The sequence below is a fragment of the Sphingomonas sp. 67-41 genome (genome assembly GCF_001899725.1).
GTDB lineage: Bacteria > Pseudomonadota > Alphaproteobacteria > Sphingomonadales > Sphingomonadaceae > Sphingomonas > Sphingomonas leidyi.
In genome coordinates this window covers 133,993-160,604 of sequence record NZ_MKWJ01000017.1, presented here as the reverse complement: position 1 = coordinate 160,604, position 26,612 = coordinate 133,993, and the positions used below count along the sequence as shown (strand labels likewise).

The 26,612-nt window shown below is 68.1% G+C and carries 31 protein-coding genes; 21 read left to right on the top strand and 10 right to left on the bottom strand.

The genetic code is table 11. The annotated features are described in order from the left end of the window. Positions 1–33 precede the first annotated feature (33 nt). Both BGP17_RS09490 and map read left to right on the top strand, forming a co-directional pair. Positions 34–981: an MBL fold metallo-hydrolase gene (locus BGP17_RS09490; protein ID WP_167301029.1), complete on the top strand. Its 948-nt coding sequence runs from the start codon at positions 34–36 to the stop codon at positions 979–981. Next, positions 978–1,802: a type I methionyl aminopeptidase gene (gene map, locus BGP17_RS09485; RefSeq protein ID WP_167301030.1), complete on the top strand. Its 825-nt coding sequence runs from the start codon at positions 978–980 to the stop codon at positions 1,800–1,802. Before BGP17_RS09490 ends, map begins: the two co-directional genes overlap by 4 nt. A gap of 296 nt (positions 1,803–2,098) precedes the next feature. On the opposite strand, the gene BGP17_RS09480 is transcribed toward map, so the two are convergent. Further along, positions 2,099–2,311, bottom strand: a complete 213-nt coding sequence (locus tag BGP17_RS09480; RefSeq protein ID WP_086131132.1) for a hypothetical protein — start codon at positions 2,309–2,311, stop codon at positions 2,099–2,101. Positions 2,312–2,589: 278 nt separating this feature from the next. On the opposite strand from BGP17_RS09480, the gene BGP17_RS09475 reads away from it, so the two are divergent. The 6 genes from BGP17_RS09475 (at position 2,590) to BGP17_RS09450 (ending at position 9,103) form a co-directional block, all read left to right on the top strand. Further along, on the top strand, positions 2,590–2,928 hold the full coding sequence (locus tag BGP17_RS09475) for a P-II family nitrogen regulator (protein WP_086131131.1): 339 nt from the start codon (positions 2,590–2,592) through the stop codon (positions 2,926–2,928). Between the two features lie 93 nt (positions 2,929–3,021). Further along, complete coding sequence (glnA, locus tag BGP17_RS09470; protein ID WP_167301031.1) at positions 3,022–4,434, top strand: type I glutamate--ammonia ligase; 1,413 nt, start codon at positions 3,022–3,024, stop codon at positions 4,432–4,434. 153 nt (positions 4,435–4,587) lie between these two features. Then, a complete protein-coding gene (locus BGP17_RS09465; RefSeq protein ID WP_286711798.1) occupies positions 4,588–5,040 on the top strand; it encodes a hypothetical protein in 453 nt (150 codons plus the stop codon). A 246-nt stretch (positions 5,041–5,286) separates the two neighbouring features. Then, on the top strand, positions 5,287–6,774 hold the full coding sequence (locus BGP17_RS09460) for a PQQ-dependent sugar dehydrogenase (protein WP_286711797.1): 1,488 nt from the start codon (positions 5,287–5,289) through the stop codon (positions 6,772–6,774). A 77-nt stretch (positions 6,775–6,851) separates the two neighbouring features. Further along, a complete protein-coding gene (locus tag BGP17_RS09455; RefSeq protein ID WP_286711796.1) occupies positions 6,852–8,276 on the top strand; it encodes an aldehyde dehydrogenase family protein in 1,425 nt (474 codons plus the stop codon). Beyond that, positions 8,273–9,103 (top strand): hypothetical protein, encoded by an 831-nt coding sequence (locus BGP17_RS09450; protein ID WP_286711795.1) that lies wholly within the window; start codon positions 8,273–8,275, stop codon positions 9,101–9,103. The genes BGP17_RS09455 and BGP17_RS09450 overlap by 4 nt, the downstream gene beginning before the upstream one ends. A gap of 78 nt (positions 9,104–9,181) precedes the next feature. Here the strand turns inward: BGP17_RS09450 and BGP17_RS09445 are convergent, their stop codons facing one another. The 4 genes from BGP17_RS09445 to BGP17_RS09430 form a co-directional block, all read right to left on the bottom strand. Next, positions 9,182–9,595: a VOC family protein gene (locus tag BGP17_RS09445; RefSeq protein ID WP_286711794.1), complete on the bottom strand. Its 414-nt coding sequence runs from the start codon at positions 9,593–9,595 to the stop codon at positions 9,182–9,184. A gap of 16 nt (positions 9,596–9,611) precedes the next feature. Then, complete coding sequence (locus BGP17_RS09440; RefSeq protein ID WP_167301037.1) at positions 9,612–10,586, bottom strand: quinone oxidoreductase family protein; 975 nt, start codon at positions 10,584–10,586, stop codon at positions 9,612–9,614. 14 nt (positions 10,587–10,600) lie between these two features. Then, positions 10,601–12,373 (bottom strand): SLC13 family permease, encoded by a 1,773-nt coding sequence (locus BGP17_RS09435; protein WP_286711793.1) that lies wholly within the window; start codon positions 12,371–12,373, stop codon positions 10,601–10,603. 76 nt (positions 12,374–12,449) lie between these two features. Beyond that, positions 12,450–12,662 (bottom strand): hypothetical protein, encoded by a 213-nt coding sequence (locus tag BGP17_RS09430; RefSeq protein ID WP_208413739.1) that lies wholly within the window; start codon positions 12,660–12,662, stop codon positions 12,450–12,452. Positions 12,663–12,819: 157 nt separating this feature from the next. Between BGP17_RS09430 and BGP17_RS09425 the strand changes: the two genes are divergently transcribed. Beyond that, positions 12,820–13,005: a hypothetical protein gene (locus tag BGP17_RS09425; RefSeq protein ID WP_167301039.1), complete on the top strand. Its 186-nt coding sequence runs from the start codon at positions 12,820–12,822 to the stop codon at positions 13,003–13,005. 27 nt (positions 13,006–13,032) lie between these two features. Here the strand turns inward: BGP17_RS09425 and BGP17_RS09420 are convergent, their stop codons facing one another. Beyond that, complete coding sequence (locus tag BGP17_RS09420; protein WP_286711792.1) at positions 13,033–13,653, bottom strand: S24 family peptidase; 621 nt, start codon at positions 13,651–13,653, stop codon at positions 13,033–13,035. Between the two features lie 94 nt (positions 13,654–13,747). On the opposite strand from BGP17_RS09420, the gene BGP17_RS09415 reads away from it, so the two are divergent. After that, positions 13,748–13,954 carry a hypothetical protein gene (locus tag BGP17_RS09415; RefSeq protein WP_286711791.1) on the top strand — a complete coding sequence of 69 codons (207 nt, stop codon included), beginning with the start codon at positions 13,748–13,750 and terminating at the stop codon, positions 13,952–13,954. Further along, complete coding sequence (locus BGP17_RS09410; RefSeq protein WP_286711790.1) at positions 13,951–14,268, top strand: hypothetical protein; 318 nt, start codon at positions 13,951–13,953, stop codon at positions 14,266–14,268. The genes BGP17_RS09415 and BGP17_RS09410 overlap by 4 nt, the downstream gene beginning before the upstream one ends. A 64-nt stretch (positions 14,269–14,332) precedes the next feature. Here the strand turns inward: BGP17_RS09410 and BGP17_RS09405 are convergent, their stop codons facing one another. Together BGP17_RS09405 and BGP17_RS09400 are read right to left on the bottom strand one after the other, a co-directional pair. Next, positions 14,333–15,433, bottom strand: a complete 1,101-nt coding sequence (locus BGP17_RS09405) for a hypothetical protein (RefSeq protein WP_286711789.1) — start codon at positions 15,431–15,433, stop codon at positions 14,333–14,335. Then, a complete protein-coding gene (locus BGP17_RS09400; RefSeq protein ID WP_286711788.1) occupies positions 15,430–16,674 on the bottom strand; it encodes a TIGR04063 family PEP-CTERM/XrtA system glycosyltransferase in 1,245 nt (414 codons plus the stop codon). Before BGP17_RS09400 ends, BGP17_RS09405 begins: the two co-directional genes overlap by 4 nt. A gap of 87 nt (positions 16,675–16,761) precedes the next feature. On the opposite strand from BGP17_RS09400, the gene BGP17_RS09395 reads away from it, so the two are divergent. The 6 genes from BGP17_RS09395 to BGP17_RS09370 are packed head-to-tail and all read left to right on the top strand — an operon-like array spanning position 16,762 to position 21,996. Continuing rightward, on the top strand, positions 16,762–16,914 hold the full coding sequence (locus BGP17_RS09395; RefSeq protein WP_167301045.1) for a hypothetical protein: 153 nt from the start codon (positions 16,762–16,764) through the stop codon (positions 16,912–16,914). Further along, a complete protein-coding gene (locus BGP17_RS09390; protein ID WP_286711787.1) occupies positions 16,907–18,259 on the top strand; it encodes a putative O-glycosylation ligase, exosortase A system-associated in 1,353 nt (450 codons plus the stop codon). Before BGP17_RS09395 ends, BGP17_RS09390 begins: the two co-directional genes overlap by 8 nt. Beyond that, the gene (locus BGP17_RS09385; protein ID WP_286711786.1) at positions 18,256–19,359 is read left to right on the top strand and encodes an acyltransferase family protein; all 1,104 of its coding nucleotides are present in this window, start codon (positions 18,256–18,258) and stop codon (positions 19,357–19,359) included. Before BGP17_RS09390 ends, BGP17_RS09385 begins: the two co-directional genes overlap by 4 nt. 58 nt (positions 19,360–19,417) lie before the next feature. After that, entirely contained in the window at positions 19,418–20,437 is a 1,020-nt protein-coding gene (locus BGP17_RS09380; protein ID WP_286711785.1) for a DNA topoisomerase IB, read from the top strand. Further along, positions 20,434–21,582, top strand: coding sequence for a mechanosensitive ion channel family protein (locus tag BGP17_RS09375; RefSeq protein ID WP_286711784.1), 1,149 nt, complete (start codon positions 20,434–20,436; stop codon positions 21,580–21,582). The genes BGP17_RS09380 and BGP17_RS09375 overlap by 4 nt, the downstream gene beginning before the upstream one ends. A 12-nt stretch (positions 21,583–21,594) precedes the next feature. Then, the gene (locus BGP17_RS09370; protein WP_286711783.1) at positions 21,595–21,996 is read left to right on the top strand and encodes a VOC family protein; all 402 of its coding nucleotides are present in this window, start codon (positions 21,595–21,597) and stop codon (positions 21,994–21,996) included. 4 nt (positions 21,997–22,000) lie between these two features. On the opposite strand, the gene BGP17_RS09365 is transcribed toward BGP17_RS09370, so the two are convergent. Next, positions 22,001–22,483, bottom strand: coding sequence for a hypothetical protein (locus tag BGP17_RS09365; protein ID WP_167301051.1), 483 nt, complete (start codon positions 22,481–22,483; stop codon positions 22,001–22,003). A 101-nt stretch (positions 22,484–22,584) separates the two neighbouring features. On the opposite strand from BGP17_RS09365, the gene BGP17_RS09360 reads away from it, so the two are divergent. From BGP17_RS09360 to BGP17_RS09345, 4 genes are all read left to right on the top strand, one after another. Next, complete coding sequence (locus BGP17_RS09360; RefSeq protein ID WP_286711782.1) at positions 22,585–23,196, top strand: TetR/AcrR family transcriptional regulator; 612 nt, start codon at positions 22,585–22,587, stop codon at positions 23,194–23,196. A gap of 172 nt (positions 23,197–23,368) precedes the next feature. Next, positions 23,369–23,824 (top strand): MaoC family dehydratase, encoded by a 456-nt coding sequence (locus tag BGP17_RS09355; protein WP_380925246.1) that lies wholly within the window; start codon positions 23,369–23,371, stop codon positions 23,822–23,824. Then, entirely contained in the window at positions 23,821–24,372 is a 552-nt protein-coding gene (locus tag BGP17_RS09350; protein ID WP_286711781.1) for a carboxymuconolactone decarboxylase family protein, read from the top strand. The genes BGP17_RS09355 and BGP17_RS09350 overlap by 4 nt, the downstream gene beginning before the upstream one ends. A gap of 14 nt (positions 24,373–24,386) precedes the next feature. After that, the gene (locus BGP17_RS09345) at positions 24,387–25,565 is read left to right on the top strand and encodes an acetyl-CoA C-acyltransferase (RefSeq protein ID WP_167301054.1); all 1,179 of its coding nucleotides are present in this window, start codon (positions 24,387–24,389) and stop codon (positions 25,563–25,565) included. A 479-nt stretch (positions 25,566–26,044) separates the two neighbouring features. On the opposite strand, the gene BGP17_RS09340 is transcribed toward BGP17_RS09345, so the two are convergent. Next, positions 26,045–26,524: a hypothetical protein gene (locus tag BGP17_RS09340; protein WP_286711780.1), complete on the bottom strand. Its 480-nt coding sequence runs from the start codon at positions 26,522–26,524 to the stop codon at positions 26,045–26,047. Positions 26,525–26,612 lie beyond the last annotated feature (88 nt).

Here is a 26,612-nt window from a genome sequence, read left to right as displayed (position 1 = left end):
ACGCATGCGGCGTCCGCGCCTAGCGTCCCCGTCATGCTGCTCGCCATCGCCGCCCTCGCGCTCTCCGCCGCCGCCTCCACCCCTGCCCCCTGTCAGGCCGAACTGGTCGTGCTCGGCACCTCGCAGGATGCCGGCACCCCGCAGATCGGCCATCCGGAGGACCCCGCCTGGCGCGATCCCGCGCTGCGGGCCTGGGCCGCCTCGCTCGCCCTGGTCGATCATGCCAGCGGTGCGCGCTACCTGTTCGACGCCACGCCCGACCTGCGCGAGCAGCTGGAATGGCTCGACGTGCACGATCCGAAGCGCACGCCGGGCCTCGGCATCGACGGCATCTTCCTCACCCATGCGCATATCGGCCATTATGCCGGCCTGATGTTCCTCGGCCGGGAATCGGCGAACGCCCGGGGCGTTCCCGTCCATGCGATGCCGCGCATGGCCGAGTTCCTGAAGAACAACGGCCCGTGGAGCCAGCTGGTCAGCCTGGACAATATCGCGCTCCGGCCGCTCGCCGCCGGCACCGCCACCCGGCTGCCCGACGGCATCACGGTCACGCCCTATCTCGTGCCCCACCGCGACGAATATTCCGAGACGGTCGGCTTCGTCATCGCCGGCGCCGGGCGCAGCGCGCTCTTTCTTCCCGACATCGACAGCTGGGAGAAATGGGACCAGCGGCTCGAGGACATGCTGGCCCGGGTGGACGTCGCCTATCTCGACGGCACCTTCTTCGACGATAGCGAGCTTGGCGATCCCGCACGGATGAAGAGCGTTCCCCATCCCCGCATCGCCGACACGATCCGCCGCCTGCCGCCCGTGCTCGCCGCGAAGGTCCGTTTCATCCATCTGAACCACACCAACCCGGCCCGTTTCCCCGATGCGGCGAAGCGCCGGGCGGCGGAGCGCGGCGGCGCGGGCTTCGCCCGGCTCGGCGAGCGTTTCTGCCTCTCGAAAAACGGCGCCGACCAGCCTATATCGCCGCGATGACCGAATATGTGACCGTTACTGCCGACATGCCCCAGGCCCGGGATGGCGCGATCAAGCTCCATGGCCCCGCAGGCTTCGAGGGCATGCGCCGCGCCGGCCGCCTCGGCGCCGAGATTCTCGACGCGCTCGTGCCCCATGTCGTACCCGGCGTCGCCACCGCCGAACTGGACGACATCGTCCGCGAGATGACCGTCGCCGCCGGCGGCGTGCCCGCCACGCTCGGCTATCGCGGCTACACGCACAGCTGCTGCATCTCGATCAACCATGTCGTCTGCCACGGCATCCCGAGCGACAAGACGCTCAAGGACGGCGACATCGTCAATATCGACGTGACGCCGATGCTCGACGGCTGGCACGGCGACACCAGCCGCATGTTCCTGGTCGGCGATGTCGGCATCAAGGCGCGCCGCCTGGTCGACGTGACCTATGAATGCCTGATGCTCGGCCTCGAACAGGCCAGGCCCGGCAACCATCTCGGCGACGTCGCCCATGCCATCCAGCGCCATGCCGAGAAGCATCGCTACGGCGTGGTCCGCGATTTCTGCGGGCACGGCCTGGGCCAGATCTTCCACGACGCGCCCGAAGTCGTCCATGTCGGCCGCCCCGGCACCGGCCCGGAGCTGCGCCCCGGCATGTTCTTCACCGTCGAGCCCATGATCAACATCGGCCGGGCGGACGTGAAGCTGCTCGACGACGGCTGGACCGCTGTGACGCGCGACCGCTCGCTCTCGGCGCAGTTCGAGCATTCGATCGGGATCACCGAGGACGGCTGCGAAATCTTCACCAGGAGCCCCAGGGGCCTCGACCACCCGCCCTATTGAAGCGTTCCGCAACTTGCCTGGGGCGCTACGCAACGGGTTGCGTCCGCCAGCGGCCGGAAGGCCGGGCGGACGCATGCGGCGGGTGGAGGGAGTGGGCCGCACCGCCGCCGGGGCTCATTCGCTCGCTTATAGTCAAGCGCGAACCGATTCGAACAACTTGTGCAAGGAATCCCCATATCGACTGGGGAGTCAATGCAACTTCCTGGGGACATTATTCCCATTTTGGACAATATTACTTCACGGCAATAGTAAACGCTATTACGTAAATTATGATATTTACTGAGGCAGGCCGCATCTCAGTGCGCGGCGCGCGACCAGAACGACAGTTGCTCCTCGGCAGCCGCCGCATCCAGATCGCCGATCTCGCTGTGGATCCAGCAGGTCTTGCGCGCCTCGGGATCGAGGGCCAGCAACCCGTGCGCCATGATGACAAGCGGCCCCGTGGCGACGATCACATCGCCGTCCGGCAGGTCGTTCCCACGCCGATGCAGTTCGGCGGGCAGGTCCATAGGCATAGGCTGCATACATCGCACCCCGGTACGCTCGCCGCCCCCAACGCGATTACACCGAAATGGTTCCACAAGCCGGTCGCCGATAATTTGTTGCCGCGGGGCAACGCTTTCGCCGCTGCCCCCAAATCCGGCACCGCATGCGGCGCTGCCCATTTGATAGGCACTTGTTAAAGCGGCGCGGCGCGTGCAACCGAGAGGGCGAGCCGAGTCCCGCCTCTGGCACGAAGTTTGCCAGACGCGCGGATAGGCAAGCCTCATGTGCCTCGGGGGAAACCGTGAAAAAGATCGAAGCGATCATCAAGCCGTTCAAGCTCGACGAAGTGAAGGAAGCGCTCCACGAAGTGGGCGTCTCCGGCATCACCGTCACCGAAGCCAAGGGCTTTGGCCGCCAGAAGGGCCATACCGAGCTCTATCGCGGGGCCGAATATGTCGTGGACTTCCTTCCCAAGGTGAAACTCGAGGTGGTGGTTGAGGATTCGCTTGCCGACCGCGTGGTCGAAGCGGTCGCCGCCGCGGCGCAGACCGGCCGGATCGGCGACGGCAAGATCTTCGTGATCCCGGTCGAGACGGCGCTCCGCATCCGCACCGGCGAGCGCAACGAGAACGCGATTTGACGCGCCGCAACATAGCGTCGATGTAACGCCCGATCTGGGCAAGATTCTTTCCCGATTCGTCGGGTCAACGAAAGAGAGCGAAAGGGCTTAACAATGGCGAATTCGGCCAGCGACGTTCTGAAGATGGTGAAGGACAACGAGATCGAGTGGATCGATCTCCGCTTCACCGATCCCAAGGGCAAGTGGCAGCACCTCACCATGGTCGCCAAGGTGATCGGCGAGGACGAACTGACCGACGGCCTGATGTTCGACGGCTCCTCGATCGAGGGCTGGAAGGCGATCAACGAGTCCGACATGATCCTGAAGCCGGATCTGGACGCGGTGTGGATCGATCCCTTCTCCGCCACCCCGATGCTGATCCTGGTCTGCGACATCGTCGAGCCCTCGACCGGCGAACTCTATGCCCGCGACCCGCGCAGCACCGCGAAGCGTTCGGAGGCCTATCTCAAGTCGCTCGGCATCGGCGACACCGTCTATGTCGGTCCCGAGGCCGAGTTCTTCATGTTCGACGACGTCCGCTTCGAGAACAGCTACTCCACCAGCTATTACGCGATCGACGACATCGAGCTGCCGGGCAATTCGGGCAAGGAATATGAGGCCGGCAATCTCGGCCACCGTCCGCGCGCCAAGGGCGGCTATTTCCCCGTCGCCCCGGTCGACTCCGCCGTCGACATCCGCGGCGAGATGGTCGCGACGATGCTCGAAATGGGCCTGCCCTGCGACAAGCATCACCATGAAGTCGCCGCGGCGCAGCACGAGCTGGGCCTGACCTATGGCACGCTGGTCCAGACCGCCGACCGCATGCAGATCTACAAATATGTCGTGCACCAGGTCGCGCATGCCTATGGCAAGACCGCGACCTTCATGCCGAAGCCGATCAAGGAAGATAACGGCTCGGGCATGCACACGCATATCTCGATCTGGGAGAAGGGCGCCAACACCTTCGCGGGCAATGGCTATGCCGGCCTGTCGGACGCGTGCCTCTATTTCATCGGCGGCGTGATCAAGCACGCCAAGGCGCTCAACGCTTTCACCAACCCGACTACCAACAGCTACAAGCGCCTGGTGCCGGGCTATGAGGCGCCGGTGCTCCTCGCCTATTCGTCGCGCAACCGCTCGGCTTCGTGCCGCATCCCATACGGCGCGGGCACCAAGGCGAAGCGCGTCGAGTTCCGCTTCCCGGACGCGCTGGCCAACCCGTATCTCTGCTATGCGGCGCTGCTGATGGCCGGCCTGGACGGCATCCAGAACAAGATCCACCCGGGCGACCCGATGGACAAGAACCTGTACGACCTGCCGCCGGCCGAACTGTCGCAGGTGCCAACGGTATGCGGTTCGCTCCGCGAGGCGCTCGACAGCCTGGAGGCCGATATGGACTTCCTGCTCAAGGGCGACGTGTTCTCGAAGGATCAGGTCGAGGCCTATGTCGAGATCAAGCGCGGCGAGGTCGCCCGCTGGGAGATGACGCCGTCGCCGGTCGAGTACGACATGTACTATTCGGCCTGAGCCGCGGGAAATCGGACGATTCGGAAGGGCGTCCGGGGAAACCCGGGCGCCCTTTCCGTTTCGGGAGCCGCGCGCGCCGCCGCCGGACTCGACGCGACCGGCCCGTGCGCATTAGGCTGGCCCCATCTGCCCGCCCCGCAACGAGGAGCCGAGATGGACGAGGATGACCGCCCCAACGACAAAGGGCCGCCGCACGGGCCGGGGCCTGCGACCCCGCTCGAGATTCCGGGCCTGGGCTCGATCCCGCCCATCGGCGCGCTGCCCAATCCCCTTGGCCGCCTGCCCGCGGACGCGATCGCCCAAGGCCTCGGCATCACGGGCATCGCGGCGCAATCCCCCGGCATCGGCCTGCCGTTCCCGCCCGTCTCGCCCCAGGCCGCGCCCCAGGGCATCTTCGGGCATCCGATCGGCAACCCGGCCGCTCCGCTGGGCGCCGCGCTCCCCATCCATCCCGGCAACCCGGGGGCGACGGGGCCAGGCATCCAGATAGGGAGCATAGCAGGCCAGCTCGGCTCGCTCCTCCCCTTCTCCGCTGCGCCGACACCGGGTGGCATGCCCGGAGCCGCGCCGGCCGCCGGGGACAAGGACGACCCGCCGCCTTCCTGACGCGCTGCCCGAACGCGCTACGGCTGGTAAAAATACGCCCGGCCCCGAAGGACCGGGCGCATTCCCCCTTTTAACTCGTCGGCGCCTGCCGCCCGCTTGCCCACGCCGTTGGCCCCGGATCATGACATCCCTGTTGCGTTGCGGCGTAAACCGCGTGACTTTCCTTGCCGCCGGAACGGTTCCTTTCCCGGAGACGGAAAGAAAGCGCGTCTCACCAGTTAAACAATCGTCCCTAGAATGATGGCCATGCGCAGCCTCTCGACGATCCCTGCCCTGCTCCTCGTCGCCGCGTGCAGCGGAGGCGGCGGCAATGGCGGCACGCCGACGCCCGCCAATACCGCGCCGAGCTTCACTTCGCCGGCCGCCACGAACATGGTCGAGAACGGGACCGCCGCCTATCAGGCGGCCGCGATCGATGCGGAGGGGAACCCGATCACCTTCTCGATCGCCGGCGGTGCAGACGCGGCGCGCTTCGCGATCACCGCCGCCGGGGCGCTCAGCTTCGTCGCGGCGCCCAATTTCGAGGCGCCGACCGACGCGGATGGCGACAATGTCTATCGCGTCCAGCTGCGCGCCAGCGACGGCAGCGCCGCCTCGACGCTCGACCTGGCCGTGACCGTCACCAACAGCCGGGAGGGGATCGCGGTGAAACGGGTCGCGACCGGGCTGAACCAGCCGACCTTCGTGACCGGGATCCCCGGCAGCAGCGACGTGTACGTGCTCGAGAAGGGCGGCAACCTCTATCGCCTCGCCCCGGCCACCGGCGCGCGCACCCTCGTCTTCACGGTGGGCGATCTCAGCACCGACGGAGAGCGCGGGCTGCTCGGCATGGCCCTGCTGCCCAATCCGCTCAACGCCGATCGCTTCATGATCTTCTGCACCGCGGCGAACGGCGATATCGAGCTTCGCCAATATGCCTTCCGCGCCGCCGGCTTCCCGCCGACGGTGCTGGCCAGGATGGTGATCCCGCATCCCGGAGCGAACAATCACAATGGCGGCTGGATGGGCTTCGGGCCCGACGGCTATCTCTATGTCGGAATCGGCGATGGCGGCGGTGCCGGCGATCCCGGCAACAATGCCCAGAACCCCTATTCGCAGCTTGGCAAGATCCTGCGCATCAACGTCGTTTCCGATCCCTATGCCGGCGCCGCCCCCACCTTCTTCGCGCCGCCCATGAGCAATCCGTTCCCATTCGGCAGCGGCGGCGATCCCTATGTCTTCGCGCTCGGCCTGCGCAATCCCTTCCGCGCCAGCTTCGGCCCGGACGGGCGCCTCTATATCGGCGATGTCGGCCAGGGCGCGATCGAGGAGATCGACGTGCTGCGGCCGGACCAGCCCGGGCTCAATTTCGGCTGGCGCTATCTCGAAGGCACCCGGCCCTATACCGGCACCGCGCCGGGCGGGCTGACGCCCCCGGTCTCGCAATATGATCATGGCAACGGCCCCAAGCAGGGCGCGTCGATCATCGGCGGCTATGTCTATCGCGGCCCTGTGCCCTCGCTGCAGGGGCAATATGTCTTCGGCGACTATGTGAGCGGCAACATCTGGACGCTGCCGGCGGCCTCGCTGGTGCAGGGCCAGCTGTTCCCCGCCGCCGGCTACGAACGGCGCAACCTCGATTTCACGCCCGACGCCGGTACGATCGGCAGCCTGGTCTCGTTCGGGGAAGACGCCGCCGGCAATCTGTTCCTCGTCGATATCGGCGGCAGCGTCTTCATGGTCCAGCCGGGCTGAGTCGCGCACTTGCGTTGCGAATGGCAACTGTCCATCTAAGCACCATACCGGGTTTTCGAGAATTGGAGAGGCGAGTGATGCGCAGCTATCTGAAGCAGTTCATCGGGGGCGAATGGGTCGAGAGCCAGGGCGGCACCCGGCACGAAGTGATCAACCCGGCCACCGAGGAAGCCGTCACCGAGATCACGCTCGGCTCCGCGGCGGATGTCGACCAGGCGGTCGCCGCGGCGCGCAAGGCCTTTGAGAGCTTTTCGCGCACCAGCGTCGACGAGCGGGTGGCGCTGATCGAAGCGATCCTCGCAGAATACAAGGCGCGCGCCGGCGACATGGCCGAAGCGATCAGCCAGGAAATGGGTGCCCCGATCAGCCTGGCCAGAACCGCGCAGGTCGGCTCCGGCCTCGGCCACCTGATGTCGGCCGCCAACGCGCTGCGCGAGTTCCGGTTCGAGGAGCAGATCGGCAACAGCCTGGTCGTGCACGAACCGATCGGCGTCGTCGCGATGATCACGCCCTGGAACTGGCCGCTCAACCAGATCGTCTCCAAGGTGGCGCCGGCGCTCGCCGCCGGCTGCACCATGGTGCTCAAGCCCAGCGAGGAAGCGCCGCGCTGCGCGATGATCTTCGCCGAAGTGCTCGCCGCCGCCGGCGTGCCCAAGGGCGTGTTCAACCTGGTCAATGGCGACGGCCCCGGCGTCGGCACCGCGCTCTCGCGCCACAAGGGCGTCGACATGGTGAGCTTCACCGGCTCCACCCGTGCCGGCGTGCTCGTCGCCAAGAATGCGGCGGAAACGGTGAAGCGCGTCCATCAGGAGCTGGGCGGCAAGTCGCCCTCGCTGATGCTCGAAGGTGCCGATCTCGGCCGCGCGGTCCAGACCACCTTGTTCAGCGTGCTGATGAATTCGGGGCAGAGCTGCATCGCCCCCACGCGCCTGCTCGTGCCGAAGGGCATGCAGGAACAGGTCGCCGCCGCCGCCGCCGAAGTGATGAAGGCCACCCACACCGGCGATCCGGCCGAGGAGGGCCGCCATATCGGCCCGCTGGTCAACAAGGCCCAGTGGGAGAAGGTCCAGGGCCTGATCGCCCGCGGCATGGAGGAAGGCGCCAAGCTCGAGGCGGGCGGCCCCGGCCGTCCGGACGGAGTCGAGACCGGCTATTTCGTCCGTCCCACGCTCTTCTCGGGCGTGCGGAACGACATGACGATCGCCCGGGAGGAAATTTTCGGGCCGGTGGTGACGATCATCCCGTACGAGGATGAGGAAGACGCGGTCCGCATCGCCAACGACACCGATTACGGCCTGTCCGCGGTCGTCTTCGGCGATGCCGACGCCGTGAAGCGCGTCGCCCCGCAGCTGCGCGCCGGCATGGTCTATGTGAATGGCGGCCAGCCGGATCCGAACCTGCCCTTTGGCGGCTACAAGCAGTCGGGCAATGGCCGCGAGCACGGCAAGTTCGGCCTGGCCGAGTTCATGGAAGTGAAGGCGATGGTCGGCGCGCTGGCATGATGCGCGCGGCCTTCCTCCTCCCCTTCGGGCTGCTCGCGCCGTCCTTTGCGGCGGCGCAGCAGGCCGGGGACCAGTTCCAGCTCGTCCGCACCACCCTGGTCGAGCAGCGCGGCCCCGGCACGATGCGCAGCTCGCAGAACAGCGACGCACTGATCGAGCGCATCGTCGCGGTGACGCCGGCCGGGGTCGAACTCGAATACGGCCTGCCGCCCGGCAGCCAGGGGGGCGACTGGACCTTCCCGGTCCGCGTGTTCCAGCCCCAGGGCGGCGCGCTCCAGCTGCGCGACCGCGCCGCGCTGGAGGCCCGCATCGACAAATGGCTGAAGGACGCCAACCTGACGCGCGCCGCGTGCGGCCATTGGGTTGCCGGCTGGACCGCCTTTCGCATCGAGTGCGACCCCGACACGGCGCTGCGCACGGTGGATGCCTTTGCGATCGGCCAGTTGAAGCTCGTCGACGGCGCCCCCTATGCCGATGCCCAGGCGGCGCGCCCCGCACCGCTCAGGGCCAGGCCCGACGGCAAGGGCTTCACCGCCGAGCTGGCGGTCGACCCCGCCGCCATCCGCGACGAACTGGCCCGGGCCGATGTCGCGGCAGCCGAGATCGGCGGGCAGGAACTTACCCTCGACGCTGCCCGCAAGGCGCATGCGGGCGACCAGGTCTCGGGCACGATCAAGGTGACGATCGACCTGGCCGGCACCGTCAGCCGCCGCACGCGCATCGTCACCTGGACGATCACCCGCAACGGCCGGACCGAGACGCGCACCACCACCGAAAGGGTCGAGCGCCGCCCGATCCAGCAGCGCGTCGATCCGAACAGCATCTAGGGTCGCGACCCGATCCGCAAACCCCGTCGTCCCGCCTTTGCGGGGATGACGGTGGCGGCCATTTGCCGTGCCTGGATCTCACGCCCTCCATTGCAGGCAGATGCCGTAGCCATCGGGATCGGCAAGATAGAGCTGGCGCATGCCATAGGGCGTCGTCACCGGCGCCCGTGCCGATGCCACGCCCCTGGCCTGAAGTTCCGCCCAGGCGCCGTCCAGGTCCGCGCAGCCGAGATACAGGCAGATATCGTCGCCCAGCCGCGCCGTCCGCGCCGGATCGCGCGCCGGCGGACGCTCGCCCGCATCGTGCAGCGTGTTGAGCATCAGCTCGCCCCCGCCATTGCGCAGCCAGCACCAGTGGAAATAGCGCCCCTCCGCCGCTTCGATCTCGGGCGAATGCTCGACAAGCTCGAAGCCGAGCACGTCGCGATAGAATGCCACCGATTCCGCCATGTCGAACACCTGAAGCAACGGCGCCAGGCCTTGCAGCTTCATCATGACCTCCCCTTTCTCAGGGCAGCAGGAGCGTCGATCCCGTCGTCTGCCCGGCCTCCAGCGCCCGGTGCGCCTCGGCCGCGTCCTCCAGCGCGAATCGCTGGTTGACGTCCACCCGCACCGCGCCCGAGCGCAGCATCTGGAACAGCCGGGCGCTGCCCGCGGCGCGCTCCTCGGGCGTCACATAATAGTCGAACATCGTCGGCCGGGTCACGTAGAGCGAGCCCGCCCGGGCCAGCGCGCCCAGCGCCACGCCCTCCACCGGCCCGCTGGCATTGCCGAAGCTCACCACCAGCCCGCGCCGCCGGGCAGAGGCCAGCGATGCCTCCCAGGTCGCCTTGCCGACGCCGTCGAGCACCACTTCCACGCCTGCGCCGCCGGTGATCTCGCGCACCCGCGCGGCAATGTCGTCCTCGCGCGCCAGCAGCACATGGTCCGCCCCCGCCCCGCGCGCCAGCGCCACCTTGTCGCCATGCCCCACCGTCGCGATCACCGTCGCGCCGATCGCCTTCAGCCAGCGCACCGCGATCTGCCCCACGCCGCCCGCCGCGGCATGGACCAGCACCGTCCAGCCCGGTTCGACCCGGGCGCAGCGCTCGACCAGGAACTCCACCGTCCCGCCCTTGAGCAGGGCCGCCGCCGCCGTCTCGTCGCTGATGTCGTCGGGCAGCGCGAACAGGATCTTCGCCGGCACGTTGCGCGCGGTGGCATAGGCGCCCAGCCCCGGCCCGAAGGTCGCCACCCGGTCGCCGGCCGCGAAGTCGGTCACGCCTTCGCCCACCGCCTCGACCACGCCCGCCGCCTCGCCGCCCAGCCCGCTCGGCAGCGGCACCGGGTACAGGCCGGAGCGATGATAGGTGTCGATGAAATTGAGTCCCACCGCAGTGTTGCGCATCCGCACTTCGCCGGGGCCCGGCGGGGCCAGCGCGACATCGCTCCACCCGATCACCTCGGGCCCGCCCGTCCGCTCGATCCGCGCCATCCGTTCCATATGTGCGACTCCCGTCAGAATACCGGCCATACCCATAGGATCAGCGGCGTTCCCACCGCCAGCACCAACACCGAGAGCGGCGCGCCCAGCCGGGCATAATCGCCGAACCGATAGCCCCCCGGCCCCATCACCAGCGTGTTGCACTGGTGGCCGATCGGCGTGAGGAAGTCGCAGCCCGCGCCTACCGCGGTCGCCATCAGGAACGCCTCGGGGCGATAGCCGAGCTGCCCGGCAAAGGTCGCGGCGATCGGCGCCATGACCAGCACGGTCGCGGCGTTGTTCAGGAAGGGCGTCACCGCCATCGCCGCCGCCAGGATCAGCGCCACCGCGCCCCAGGGCGGCAGGGTCGCGGCGAGCTGGCCCAGCCAGTCGCCGATGATCTGGCTCGCCCCCGTGGTCCGCAGCGAATCGGAGACCGGGATCAGCGCGCCCAGCATCACCAGGATCGGCCATTCGATATGGTCGTACGCCTCGCGCACCGGCAAGGCGCCGAGCAGGATGGTGAGCCCGGCAGCCGCGAAGAAGGCCACCGCCACCGGCACATAGCCGAGCGCGGTCGCCGCCATCGCCGCGGCCAGGATGGCGACGGGCAGCAGCCCCTTGCGGGCGCTGCCCAGCCGCAGCGTCCGCTGGGCGAGCGGCAGGCAGCCCAGCTCGCCCAGCCGCTCGAACAGCAGCTCCAGCGGGCCCTGCAGCACGATCACGTCGCCCGCCTGCAGCACGATCGCGCCCAGCCGGCTCGCCAGCCGCTCGCCCTGGCGCGAGACCGCGATCAGGTTCACGCCGAAGCGCTCGTGCAGCCCCAGCCGTCCGGCGCTGCGCCCGATCAGCGGGCTCTCGGTGCCGATCACTGCCTCGATCACGCCCGGCTCGCCCTCGGCGCCCTCCGGCCGCTCGCGCTGCGAGCCCTCGAGCGCCAGCCGGTCGCCGGCGATCACCCGCTCCAGGCTGTCGGGCGCGCCGGTGAGGATCAGCAGGTCCTCGGCCCGCAGCACCGTGTCGGGGAAGGGCGTCGCGCGGATGCCGGCGCGCAGGATCGCGGTGACCTTCACTGCATCGTCGTGGCGCGCGCGAAAGGCGGCGACGGTTTCGTCCACGGCCGGCGATCCGGCGGGAATCTCGGCCTCGGTCACATAGTCCTGGATGTCGATCGCCTCGCCCAGCGTCGGTGCCGCCCGCCGATCGCGCGGCAGCAGCCGATAGGCGAAGCGCAGGAAGACCAGCCCCATCAACGTCAGCCCCAACCCGACCGGCGCATAGTCGAACATGCCGAAGGGCTGCCCGGTCATCTCCTCGCGCACCCGGCTGACGATGATGTTGGGCGAGGTGCCGATCAGCGTGATCAGCCCGCCGAGCAGCGAGGCGAAGGACATCGGCATCAGATAGGCGGCCGGCGATATGTTCGAGCGCTTGGCCATCTGGAAGGCGACCGGCATCATCATCGCCAGCGCCCCGATATTCTTCACCAGGGCGGAGGCGAAGCCGACCGAGGCACAGAGCAGCAGCAATTGCGAGCGGATCCGCGTCACGCGCCGCTGGAGCACCAGCATCGCCCGCTCGATCACGCCCGAGCGCTGCACCGCCCCCGAAAGCACGAGCGCGCTGGCCACGATGATCACGATGTCGTCGGAAAAGCCGGTAAAGGCCTGTTTGGGCGAAACGATCCCCAGCGCCAGCGCCGCGAGCAGCGCGATCACCGCGACCATGTCGTAGCGGAAACGTCCCCAGACGAAGAGCAGCATCATGCCGGCGAGCACGCCGACGGAGAGCAATTGGGGCGTGTTCATCGCTGGAGGAACGCCGCGCGATGGTTTCGGGTCCGTGCCCTTTCGTCTCCCCGCCCTTCCGGGCAGGGGAATGCACTCAGTGCACCGTCCCCACTGCCCGGCCGACCGACATCAGCACGATCAGCCGCTCGATCTGGCGCCAGCGACAGAAATGGATGTGGTTGCCAAGGTCGCGGCTGCGATCGGCAAGCGCGGCGGCCTCGCTGCCGGCCAGCTCGCCGAATCGGGCGATGAGTTCGTTGGCGTCGGCGATTTCGCGGCGATCGCCGAGATAAGGCATCATGTTCATGCGCGCAGACACTCACGCATCATGCCAGTTCCGCGGAATCCCGGCTTCGCGCGCCACATGATGCTGAATTTCCGCTAACCATGCCGAAAATGCCGTATCGCCTGCCCCGGTTCGGCACAGGTGGCGTCCCGGCCCGGGACGTGGCAGAGGAGCGGCCATGACCAAGCCCCCCTCCAAGACGCCGATGGCCGGCGGCTTCCTGCTCGCGCTCAGCCTGATCGTCGGCGTGTTCGCCGGCATCGCCCGCGGCGAAGCTTCGTTCGGCTTCCTCATCGGCCTGGGCGTCGGCATCGCGCTGCTGATCCTGGTGTGGCTGGCCGATCGGATGCGGACGGGGCGGTAGTCCGGCCCCTCCTCCGAAGGGAGAGGATCAGATCGCCCGGCCCAGCCAGGCCACCCGCCCCACCACATCGACCAGCGCCGCCGGCACGACCCGCGCTTCCCAGGCCGGATTGTCCGAGATCACTTCGATCCCGCCCACTCCGGTGCGCAGCCGCTTCACCATCAGTTCGCCGTCGAGCCGGATCACGAACACCCCGCCCCGCCCCTCGATACGGCGCCGGTCGCGATCGACCAGTATCTCGTCGCCATCCTCCAGCGTCGGCGCCATCGAATCGCCCTTCACCCGGATCATCGAGGCGGCCTCGGCGCGCACGCCCAGCGCGCGCAGCACGTCGGGCGAGAAGCTGCCCGGCCGCCGCCGCGCCTCGCCCTCGACCAGGCCGCCAGGGCCCGCCGAGGCGCCCACGTCGAGCCGCGCCACCGCGACCATCCCGGCCACCTCGGGCCCACCCAGCCGCGCCTCGGGCACCCCGAAATAGCGCGCCAGCAACGCGCGGTCCGCCTCGGCCAGCAGCCGCGGCGTGCCGCGCACCACATATTGCTGAAGATAGGCCAGATTGCGCCCGAGCAGCCGCGAAAGCTCGGAAAGGCTCGTGCCATTCTCCGCGATCAGCGCTTCCAGCGCGGCGCGTTGCGCTTCCGGATCCATGACATCTCCATACCCGTAGGATTTTTCCTAGACAAGTAGGAAATACGGAACAAATTAGGAACGATCTTCAGCGAATCGGACGGGAGACAGGCGGATGTCGGTGCATCGCAAGATCGAGAAATTCCTTCGGGCGACGGACATGCCGCCCACCAAGTTCGGCCGGCTGGCAGTGCGCGACCCGCGCTTCGTGCTCGACCTGCGCCGCGGTCGCGAACCCGGCCCGCGCATCGTCGCGCGAGTCGAGGCGTTCCTGGCCGCCCAGCAACCGGCGCAGCCCCGGCAGGGCGAGGCCGGGCAATGAGCCGCGGCCCCGATGCGGAAGCGCTGTTGCGCCGAGCGCTGGAGGCGAGTGCGGAAGCGGCGGGCTGCCCCGCCGCGCTGGTCGCATCGGATTGGACGCGATGGGCCAGCGCCACCTTTACCGGCGCGCGCCACCTCCTCACGCTCGCCGCCCCGCCCTCGGCCGCGCTCGACGCCTGGATCGCCGACCTGCCCGATGCGGAACTGCGCCTGCGCCGCCACCTGGTGGCGGACCTGGTAGTCGATCATGTCCGCCGCGCGGGCGATCGGGTGACGATCTCGCTCGAAGTGCTGACGGTGGAGGAAGGGCGGTGAGCGCTCACCCGGGATCCGTCATCCCGGCGCGCGCGGATGACGAAAGAGACGATCCGGCGCGGTATCAAGCCGTCCGGCGCGCCAGGTTGCGCAGCGTGACCAGAGCCTCTTCCAGTCCGCGTTCATGCTGCTTCGACGTCGGCGGGGTCGCGGGCGCCAGGCCCTTGTCGGCTACCCCGCGCTCGAGCCGTTCGAGCAGCGCGTGGATCGAGGCATCGGTTTCCGGCCGCACGATCCGCTCGCCCCTGGGCGGCAGCACCGGGGCTTCGGCCGCGGGTTCCGGCACATGGCGGCGCACCGCCGGCGTCAGTTCGAATATCTCGAACCGCTCGCTCTCGTCGAAGATCGACGGGCGCGGCGCGCGGCGTAGCGGGGCGAGCGGCACCGGCGCGGGCTTGGGCACGGCCGGAATGGCCTGCGGATCGAAGGCGGAGAGCGGCTGGTCGAAATCGACCGGCAATTCCTGCTCGGCGAGCGGCTGGCGTGCCCGCGCGTGGACATCGCGGCTTTCGCGACCTTCCGGCGCCTCGGCGATCGGCTCGGGAGCGGCAATCGCGGCCGGCTCGGGATAGGCTTCGGAAACTTCCGGTACCGCGATCACAGGCTCGGGCGCGGCGACCTCCACCGGCGCGAGCGGCACCACAACGGGCTCGGGCGCCTGTGCCACCGGCTCCGGCGCCTTGGGCGGCGTGATCGCGCGCGGCGGGAAGATCGCGTCGAAATCGATATGCTCGTCCTCCGGCGCGGGCGCCGGCGGCGCGGGCGTTGCGGCGCGAATCTCGAGGAACGGCCGGCCCAGGTCGCGCGTGGCGAGCAGCGGCGGGCGCGGCGGCGCGTCGGGATGCGCATCGGCGCGGCGGAGCACCGGCAGCGGCACTTCTTCCGGATCGAGCGCGATATCCTCCGCCTCGCCGATGGTCAGCCCGCGCGAGCCGAGCAGAATGAAGGCCGAGAGCCACATGAAGGCGCCGACGAACGCGCCGGTGCCCAGCGCCACCGCGAGGCGGGCAGTGGCGCCCAGCGGCGGCTCGGCCGCGGCGAGGATGGAGGGAAGGCCGGAATCCATCACCAGCGCCTCGAGCGCAGGCACGGGGATCATCGCCACGCCAAGCGCGGCGAGCCCCCCCGCGACCGCGGCGATCAACGGCGCCAGCGGCAGGTTCATGCGCTCACCATGGGCGTGTGCGACCACGAGTCTTCCATGGCCCCGACTTTGGCGAGTCTTTGGTAAACGGAGTCATAACGCCCGACATTCCTCGCCCAGTTGCGCTCCGCCTCGACAAAGGCTCGGCCACGCTCGCGCCGCGCATCCCATCCGTCGCGCTCGGCGAACAGCCGGGCCACGGCCTGTGCGAGCGCCATGGGATCGTCGGGCTTGAAGAGCGTCCCGGTGTCGCCATCGCGGATCAGCTCGCGATGCCCGCCCACGTCGGACGCAGCGACCAGCCGGCGCTGGGCCATGGCCTCGAGCGGCTTCAGCGGCGTCACCAGGTCGGTGAGGCGCATATGCTTGCGCGGATAGACCAGCACGTCGATCACGCTGTAGTAACGCTCGACCTGCTGGTGCGGCACCCGGCCGACGAAATGGATGCGATCGGCGACGGGCGACGCTGCCGCCTGCGCCGTCAGCGCCGGGTCGCACGGCCCGCCGCCGACGAGCACCAGGTGCATCTTCGGCCGCGCGGCGACCAGTGCCGGCATCGCCTCGATCAGCACGTCGAGCCCCTCATAATCGTAGAAGCTGCCGATGAAACCGATCGTCTCGGCACCGTCGATCCCCAGCTCCTTCGCCAAGGCCCGGTCGTAAGGCAGGGGTTCGCCGAACACGCCCAGATCCACGCCGTTGGGCGAAATCATGATCTTGCCCGGATCGATCCCGCCACGGGCGACCAGGTCGTTCTTCAGCCCCTCGCAGATCACCGCGACGGCATCGGCCTTGCGCACCGCCCGGGTTTCCAGCCAGCGCGTCGCCCGGTATTTCCAGCTGCCTTCGGTCCCCGTGCCGTTGCCCACGGCCGCGTCCTCCCAGAAGGCGCGGATCTCATAGACCAGCGGCAGGCCGAGCTTGTCCGCCACGCGCTGGGCCGCCATCGCGCCCAGCACCGGCGAATGGGCATGGAGCACGTCCGGCCGCCAATGGCGCGCCACCGCTTCGATCCGCCTGGCGAACGCCGCGACCTCGCGCAGTTCGCCGATCACCGGCGGCCCGGAATTGACGCGCGGCGTCCGATAGAAGCGGATACCGTCGATCGTCTCCTCGTCGGTGTCGAACTTGCCATGGCGCGGACTGGTCACCGCGGCGACGTCCCAGCCGCGCGCCATCTGCGCCTTCAGGATCGCCCGCGTCCGGAAGGTATAGCCGCTGTGGAGCGGCAGGCCGTGATCGAGGATGTGGAGGATCCGCATGGGGGCTCCCATGCCATGCGAGCACTTAACGCCGCGTCAACCGCATCCCGCTACACCGGCCCGACAAGCAGGAGCGCCGACGGGCACATGATTGACAATCTATCGCTCGCGATCTCGCACGGGCTGATGCTGCTCGCGGCCTTCCTGCTGCTGCGCCGCCCCGATCTCGACCACGAACCCGGCCCCGACGACCAGCCGTCCAAGGCCAAGCCCAGCCGATGGGGCAAGCCCGGTGCGTGATCTCGTCTTCGTCGCCTTCCTGCTGGCCTTTTTCGGGATGGGCTTCCGCAAGCCGTTCCTCTTCGTGCTCGTCTACGCCTATATCGACATCGTCTCACCGCAGCGGCTCACCTATCTCCTGCTCAATTCGGTGCCGATCTCGCTGATCGCAGTGGGCCTGTCGGTGCTCGGCTGGCTGGCGATCGACGACAAGAAGGACGTGCGGGTGGCCCCGCGCCAGCTGATGATCGTCCTCCTCCTCGCCTATTGCTTCTACACGACCAAGAATGCCGACTTCAAAGTCGAGGCGCTCGACAAATGGGACTGGGTCTGGAAGGCGCTCGCCTTCGCCGCCTTCCTGCCGCTGACGCTGCGCACCAAGCTGCGCATCGAGAGCCTGCTGCTCTTCATGATCCTCTCCGCCGCCTCGATCATCATCGTCGGGGGCATCAAGACGCTCGGCTCGGGCGGCGGCTATGGCGAGCTCAACCTGATGGTCGCCAACAATTCGGGCCTCTACGAAGGCTCGACCATCTCCACCGTGGCGATCGCGATCGTCCCGTTGATCATTTGGTTCATGCGCTTCGGCACGATCTTCCCGCCGGACTGGAAAGTGAAGGCGTTCTGCGTCGCGCTGATCTTCGCCTGCCTGCTGATCCCGATCGGCACCTCGACGCGCACCGGCCTGCTTTGCATCGGCCTGGTCGCGCTGCTGATGCTCCGCGATACCAAGCGCAAGTTCGTCTATCTGGCCGCGCTGGGCTGTCTCGGCCTCGTCGCCGTGCCCTTCCTGCCCTCGGCCTTCACCGAGCGCATGGGCACGATCAAGACCTACAAGGCGGACGCCTCGGCCTCCACGCGCCTTGCCGTGTGGCAATGGACCATCGACTATGCCAAGACCCATCCGATGGGCGGCGGGTTCGAAGCCTATCGCCAGAACCATATCCGCTACGAGAAGGTGGCGGTGGAGAACGACGGTGCCGGCCAGGCGACCGTCGACCGCAGCCTCGAGGTGGACAAGGCCCGCGCCTATCACAGCGCCTATTTCGAGATGCTCGGCGAACAGGGCTATCCCGGCCTGGCGCTGTGGCTGACGATCAACCTGCTCGGCATCTTCCGCATGGAAGTGCTGCGCCAGCGCTACAAGAAGCCCGAGCCCGGCCAGGAATGGGTCGCCCCGCTCGCCTCGGCGCTGCAGACCGCGCACATCGTCTACATGCTCGGCGCCACCTTCATCGCCATCGCGTTCCAGCCCTTCGTCTACATGCTGATCGGGGCACAGATCGGGCTCGACACCTATATGGCCCGCAAGCGCGAGGAAGCGCGCTGGCGGCCGCTGCGCAAGGCAAGGCCGGCACTGGCATGAAGGGGGAACAGACCAAGGGGGAACAGGTCAAGGGGGAGCTCAGGGCCCTGACCAGCGTCCGCGGCATCGCGGCCTGGTTCGTGGTGTTCTTCCACATCCGCTTCGCGCTGGGCCTGCCCGATCCGGAGCTGCACCTGCTCGCCAAGGGCTATCTGGCGGTCGACTTCTTCTTCCTGCTCTCCGGCTTCGTCATCTGGATGACCTGGAGCGAGCGCGTCCGCGCCGGCGGGCCGGCGGCGATCCCCGGCTTCCTGCGGCGCCGGGTCGCCCGGGTCTGGCCGCTCCACCTGTTCATGCTCGGAGTGGGCGTGGCGATCGCGGCGGCGCTGGAACTCACCGGCCGGGGCAGCGACCAGTTCCCCTGGCACGAGCTGCCGCTCCATGTGCTGCTGCTCCAGAACTGGGGCTTCACCGAGCATCTGACCTGGAACGATCCCGCCTGGTCGATCTCCTGCGAGCTGGGCGCCTATCTGCTCTTCCCGCTGCTCGCCCTTGCGATCGACTGGCGCCGCGTGCCGAGCTGGGCGGTGATCGCCGCCATCGCCGCGCTGCTCGGCCTGCTCCATGCGATCTTCGCCAGCCGCGGCGCCTGGGCGCTCGGCCAGGAAATCACCAGCCTGGGCCTGGTCCGCTGCGTGATCGAGTTCGCCGCCGGCACTGCGATCGCCGCGCTGTGGCTGCGCTGGCGCGACCATTGGCGCCTCCCCGCGCTGGCCGGCTTCGGGCTCGCGTTCGCTCTGGGCATCGGCTGGGCACTCGGCCTGCCCGAGACCTTCGCCGCGCCCGCCGCTTTCGCCGCCCTGCTGCTCGCCCTGGGGCTCACCGCCGCGCGCCGCGGCAATCCGCTCGAGGCGGGCTGGATCCATTATCTGGGCGAGATCAGCTACGCGACCTATCTCTCCCATTATCTCCTCTGGTTCGCCTTCAAGCTCGCCTTTGTCGAGAACGAGCATGCCGTACCCTGGCCGCTGGTCGGCGGATTCCTGCTGCTCGTGCTCCTCGCCTCGATCGCGCTCTACCATCTGGTCGAGCGCCCGGCGCAGCGCTGGGTGAACGCGGCCGGGCTCCCCCGGCGCGCGCCGAAACGGGCCCTCCCCTAGCCCGCGTCCGGAACGAAGCGAAAGGCCGCGCATTGACCGGGACATTGCGAGGAGGCCCATGCCCGATACCGAGATCGTCTATGTCGACGACCAGCAGCCCGGCATTACCCGGCGCAAGGTGCGCCACGGCTGGGGCTATCGGGATGCGGACGGCAAGCGCATCGCCGATCGCGACACGATCGACCGGCTGAACGCGATCGGCCTGCCCCCGGCCTATGCGAATGCCTGGTTCTGCCCGGATCCGCACGGCCATATCCAGGCGACCGGCCAGGACGAGAAGGGCCGCAAGCAATATCGCTACCACGCCGCCTTCCGCGAGGCGCAGGAGGCCGCGAAATATGATCGCTGCGCCGATTTCGGCGCGCATCTGGCAAGGCTCCGCGCCCGGGTGGCGCGCGATCTCGGCCTGCGCGGCCTGTGCAAGGAAAAGGCCGTCGCCGCCGTGGTCCGCCTGCTCGACCTCGGCAGCATCCGGGTGGGCAACGAGCAATATGTCCAGGCGAACAGGAGCTTCGGTGCCACCACGCTCCGCAAGCGCCACGCCCGGGTGACGGGGCGCACGCTCCGCCTGCAGTTCCACGCCAAGTCGGGCCGGCTGCGCGTGCTGACGATCACCGACGGCTCGCTCAGCCGTTTCGTCAGGAAGTGCCAGGACCTGCCCGGGCAGCACCTGTTCCGCTGGCTCGACGAAGCCGGCGAGGCGCACCCGGTCACTTCGACTGACGTCAACGCCTATATCCGCGCGGCCATGGCGGAGGACTTCACCGCCAAGCATTTCCGCACCTGGGGCGCCAGCGTGCTCGCCTTCCGCGCGCTGGCCGAAGCGAGCGCCCCTCTCGGCCTCAAGGCGATGCTCGCGCCGGTGACCGCGGCGCTGGGCAACACGCCCGCCATCGCCCGCAAATCCTATGTCCACCCCGCGCTCGTCGATCTCGCCAAGGATCGCGAGGCCCAGGCGGCGTGGCGCGCCGGTCTCCACTTGCCCCGCGCCACGCGCTGGCTCAATCGTTACGAACGCGGCCTGATCGCCTTTCTCGACGATCTCGCCGCGCACCAACAGTCCCGAAAGGCCGCATGATCATCAACCGCACCGCCACCGGCTTCCCGCAGAGCGACAACCTCGAGATCCAGGCAGAGGCCTTCGCCAACGACAGCTGGGCCTGGGCCCAGTCGCACTGGCTCCAGATCCTGATCGCCACCGGCATCGCCATCGCGGTGTTCTTCCTCCTCCAGGCGATCAAGGGCTGGGGCGCGCGGGTGTGCAAGAAGGGCGAGGGCGTGGCCAACTGGTACGCGGTCATCGGCCGCGCGGTCGCCAGGACCGGGAATTTCTTCATCCTGATGGTCTCGATCCGGCTGGTTACCGGCTATGCCAATCCCCCCCGGATGGTCGAGAGCACAGTCGAGTTCCTCTTCACCATCTCGGCCGCGTTCCAGTGCGCGATCTGGCTGCGCGAGCTGATCTTCGGCGCGATCGAGCGCAAGACGACGGCCGACAATTATCACGGCTCCGGCCTTGCCAGCGCGCTCGGCATCATCCGTGTCCTGATCACGGTGGTGCTCTTCGCCATCGCGACGGTGATGGTACTCGGCAATCTGGGCGTGAACGTCACCGGCCTGGTCGCCGGTCTCGGCGTCGGCGGCATCGCCATCGGCCTTGCCGCGCAGGGCATCTTCGCCAACCTCTTCGCCGCGCTGACCATCCTCTTCGATCGGCCCTTCCGCGTCGGCGACAAGATCCGCTTCGACCGCAACAGCGGCACCGTCGTGTCGATCGGCCTGATGAGCACGCGCATCCGCTCGTTCATCGGCGAGGAGCTGGTCTTCTCGAACAAGCAGCTGCTCGACAAGCTGATCGAGAACCTCTCGCTGCGCCACCATACCCGCACCAAGCTGCCGATCGGCGTCGCCTATGAAACGCCGGTCGAGAAGCTCGAGGCGCTGCCCGCGATGTTCCGGGAAATCGTCGAGCAGGCCGGCGGCACGCTCTCGCGCGCCAGCACGGAAGGCTTCGGCGCCAGCTCGATCGATTTCGTGATCGAGTTCGACGTGGCCGGCGACGACGTGCCGCACGCCCAGCTGGTGCGCGACAAGATCATGTTCGCGATCCTGCGCCGGTTCGCCGCGGAAGGCATCTCGATCCCCTATCCCACCCAGACCAGCTATACCGCCGATCCCAGCGGCAAGTTCATCCTGCCCTATCCGGCGGAAGCCAGGGCCTGAGCGCCCGCGCCGGTGACGATCTGGAGTGAAGATCCCATGCTCAAGGACCATAGCAGCCACGCGATCCTCCCCTGCCGGGACATCGCCATTGCCAAGGCCTTCTACACCGGGACGCTCGGCCTGCCGCTGGTGGCGGATCATGGCGAGGTCTTGCTGCTGCGCACCGGCACCACGCTGCTCAACGTCTATCGCAGCGACTTCGCCGGCACCAACCAGGCCAATGCCGTGGTCTTCGACGTGCATGACGATCTGGAAGCGATCGCCGCCGCCTTGCGCGGGAAGGGCGTGAAGCTGGAGGAATATCCCGGCGGCTTCGACCGGGTGGAGGACGGCGTCCATATCCTCGGCGATTTCCGCGCCATCTGGTTCAAGGACCCGGACGGCAACATCCTCCACGCCAACAGCGGCGGGTGAGCGCTCAGGCGGCGGGCGCCATCCCGGCCGCACTCAGAAAGCCCCGCCAATTCTCCACCGTCAGCCCGGCCCGGTACTCGGCCTGCATCTCCGGCGTGAGCACCTCGATCATCCGGCTGCCCTCGACCCACAGCTCGAGCACGCCGAACACGCCCCCGCGCTTGCGATACTTCACCGGCCAGCCTTCGCGCTTCGCCAGCGCCAGCACCTCCTCCACGCCCTTGTCCGTCGCGATGGCGAGATGCGTGGCCGAGCGCGCGCCGTTGCCGCCGATCACGCCCATCGCATCGGCATCGCCCTCCGCCTCCACCAGCTCGGTGCCCCGCGGATAGACCTCCACCGTGGTGCGGCGGTCGTCGCCCGCCATCGCCATCCAGCTGCCCGCGATCACCGGCGGAAAGGGCAACGCCACTCCGCCCCACAGCTCGGCGATGACTTCGGCGACATGTCGCGGATCGTCCGCGTCGATCGAAACATGAAACAACATCCGCACACTCCCGGAGTTTGTGTATTATTCATCCAATACGCATGGCACAATTTGTGTCAATCCATATTTGACACTTTTTGTGCCACGGCTATGGGATCGGCATGTCCAAACGGAATTTCCTGCTCGCCGACCCGGCCAGGCCCGAAGGCCCCGACAATGCCCATACCCGTGCGAGGATCGACGATGCGATCCTGGCGCTGATGGCGGAGGGGGACCGGCTCAACCACGACCTGGTCGCGACGCGCGCGGGCGTCTCGCGCCGCACCGTCTATCGCTATTGCCCGGATCAGGAGGCGCTGCGCGCGGCGGCCTGGGCGCGCATCGGCCCCGCCGGCGGCATTCCGAAGACCCTCGGCGAATTCGTCGGCGGCGTGGCCTCGCGCTTCGCCAATTTCGACGACAAGGCGGATGCGATGACGGTGGTGATGGCCAGCGCCGAAGGCCGCGCGATCCGCAACGTGATGAAGGAGGAACGCGTCGCCGCCTTCCGCGCGATGCTTGCCCCCCGGGTCGAGGCGCTCGCCGAGCCCGATCGCACCCGCGCGATCGCGATGTTCCAATATCTGGGCAGCGGCTTCGCCTGGCGCGAGATGCGCGACCAATGGGACATGGACGGCGCCGGGGCCGCCGCCGCCTGCACCTGGGCGATCGAAGTGCTGCTCGCCGATCTGGAAAGGCGCGGCGCCAGGCCACTAGCCGACGGCCCGGCCTGAGTCGCTGACCGCTTTCGAATATCGGGTTCGGAAATTCCTCCCCGTATCTCCGGGGTTTGCTGCCAGCGGACGCTACGTCAGCCCCATCTTTCAAATTTCCGGTCGGCCGAGGCTTGCGGGAGGCCCCGCCCCGCCCCTAGATGGGCGCGAAACAGGCGAGAGGACCGCTATCTTGGCGACGATCACCGTGCAGCAGATGGCCGAGAGCATCGGCACCGAACGCGTTTCCGACTGGGTGGAAGTGACCCAGGCGATGATCGACCAGTTCGCCGAGGCGACCGGCGACCACCAGTTCATCCATGTCGATCCCGTCCGCGCCGCGCAGACGCCGTTCGGCGGCACCATTGCCCATGGCTTCCTCACGCTCTCGCTGATGCCGATGCTCGCCGCGCGCACCGATGCGCCGGCGATCGAAGGCACGAGGATGGGAGTCAATTATGGCGGTAATAAAGTCCGCTTCATGCAGCCGGTACGCTCGGGCAAGCGCGTCCGCGGCCGTTTCAAATTGCTGAAATTCACCGAGCGCAAGCCCGGCGTCTGGGAACAGGTCCAGGAATATACGCTCGAGATCGAGGGCGAGGCGAAGCCCGCGCTGATCGCCGAGTGGATCGCGCTGGTATATGTATGAGCGCGCCCCGCATCGCCCCCCTCGAAAGGCCGTTCCCGCCCGCGTTCGATGCCCAGATGAAGGTGCTGATGCGCGGCGCCGAGCCGCTGCGACTGTTCACCACGCTGGCCAGATCGGATCGCGCCTGGACGAAATTCTCGGCCGGCTCGCTGCTCGACCGCGAGGGCCCGCTCTCGCTTCGGCAGCGCGAGATCGTCATCCACCGCACGACGGCGCGGTGCGGCTGCGAATATGAGTGGGGCGTTCATGCGGCGATCTTCGCGCCGGCCGTCGAACTGGACGCGGCCCAGCTCCACGCCACCGTGCACGGGCCTGCCGACGCGTCGATATGGAGCCCGGCGGAGCGCGTGCTCCTCGCCACGGTCGACGCCTTGCTCGACGAACGCCGGCTGGGCGATGCCGCATGGGCCGACCTCAAGGCACATTTCAGCGACGAGCAGGCGTTCGAAATCGTCCAGCTCGTCGCCTTCTACCACGGCGTGGCGCTCATCTGCGGCGCGTTCGATCTTCCACTTGAAACCCAAGCGGCACGCTTTCCCGCCGCCTGAAGGAGAATAAGTCCATGTCTCGCTCCGCAGTCATCGTCTCCACCGCCCGTACCGGCATCGGCCGCGCCTATCGCGGCGCGTTCAACGCCACGCCGGCGCCGACGCTCGGCGCCTATTCGATCAAGGCCGCGGTCGAGCGCGCCGGCATCGATCCGGCGGAAGTGCAGGACGTCGTGTTCGGCGCCGCGCTCCAGCAGGGCAGCACCGCCGGCAATATCGCCCGCACCGCGCTGCTGCGCGCCGGCCTGCCCGTCACGGTCGCCGGCATGTCGGTCGACCGCCAGTGCGCCTCGGGCCTGATGGCCATCGCGACTGCCGCCAAGGAGATCATCGTCGACAATATGGACATCGCCATTGGCGGTGGCCTCGAATCGATCAGCCTGGTCCAGACCCCGCAGATGCGCGTCGAGCCCGATCGCGAGCTGCTCGCGATGCACGGCGACATCTACATGCCGATGCTGCAGACCGCCGAAGTGGTCGCCGCCCGCTACGGCATCGGCCGCGACCGTTGCGATGCCTATGCCCTGCAGTCGCAGCAGCGCACCGCCGCCGCGCAGGCCGCGGGCAAGTTCGACGACGAGATCGTGTCGGTCACCGCGACGATGAACGTCGTCAACAAGGAGACCAAGGAAGTCTCCCAGAAGGAGATCACGCTCGCCAAGGACGAGGGCAATCGCCCCGAGACGACCGCCGAGGGCCTGGCCTCGCTCCAGCCGGTGCTGCCGAACGGCACCGTCACCGCCGGCAATGCCTCGCAGCTGTCGGACGGTTCGTCGGCCAGCGTGCTGATGGAGGAGAAGGTGGCCGAGAAGCGCGGCCTCACCCCGCTCGGCCGCTATGTCGGCATGGCCGTTGCCGGCACCAAGCCGGACGAGATGGGCATCGGCCCGGTCTTCGCGATCCCGAAACTGCTCGAGCGCTACAACCTTAAGATGGACGATATCGGCCTGTGGGAGCTGAACGAGGCTTTCGCGGTGCAGGTGCTCTATTGCCAGGACCAGCTCGGCATCCCGAACGAACTGCTGAACGTGAACGGCGGCGCGATCTCGATCGGCCACCCCTATGGCATGAGCGGCGCGCGCATGACCGGCCATGCGCTGATCGAAGGCAAGCGCCGCGGCGCCAAATATGTGGTCGTCACCATGTGCATCGGCGGCGGCATGGGCGCGGCGGGCCTGTTCGAGGTGCTGTGAGCCGCGTCATTGAAAATTGACGCCTGCGGGATTGCAAAGGTTTCGCAAGACTCATTGGGCTTGTCCCGTTGATATGGGCCTCGGTCGTGGCAGCGACCGGGGCCCAAATCGTTCGGGGCCCGGCTGGCAGGCCGAGCCCCTCCCGTCGCTGTTCATTGAAGATCGACGCCCGCCATGGTATCCAGCCGACAGGCGATGACATAGGCGCCTTTCTGTGAGCCCCGGTTGTGTCAGCAACCGGGGCTCAAACGTTTGGGGCCCGAGTGTCAGCTCGAGCCCCGCCCGTGTACCTATTTCTTTCGAGCCATCTCGATCGCCTTCACGACCAAAGTCGCAAAGGCAAACAGGACGCCCAGGAACAGGCACAGATCGGCGAATGACATAGGTTCACCTTTCTGTTGCGGCGGCGGGATTGCCGCCATGCCAACCCTACATCCGGAGCGGTCGCGTGCGGCGAGACTGGCCCGTAATGGATATGTCTACCGGACCCGCGTGAAATAGTTCGTCCGCATCACCGGCTTGCCGCCCTCGCCGATATAGCCGGCGGTCTCGATCATCGTCTTCCCGTCCGGCGCGACCGTGTAGACCCGGGTCGAGGCGGGGATCCCGCCCTTGCCCAGCACCATCACCAGCACATTGGGCGCCGGCAGCTGCACCGCGGCGATGTCCGCCTCGGGGCTACCCTCCACGACATAGGGGGTCCCGTCGGGCGTGTAGGTGCCGGCCGTGTGGTTCTCATAGTCCTTGCCGACGATGTCGACACTGGTCCGCCACTTGCCGCCGCCGATATCGGCATAGCTGATCGTCACGCTCTTCGGCCGCGCCTCGGGCGGCATGGGCAAGCGCTCGACATCCACTGCCCAGCTGCCCAGCAGCGGTGACGGCGCGGCGGACTGAGCAAGGGCCGGCGCAGCATGGCCAAGGCCCACCGCCAGCAGAATCGCGAAAGGCACCTTCATCCGTCTCTCTCCCGAAGTTGGTCGGCGAGAGGATATGTCGGAATCCACGCCCCCGTCCTCCTGTAACTCCCTGTGTAACGCTGTAAAT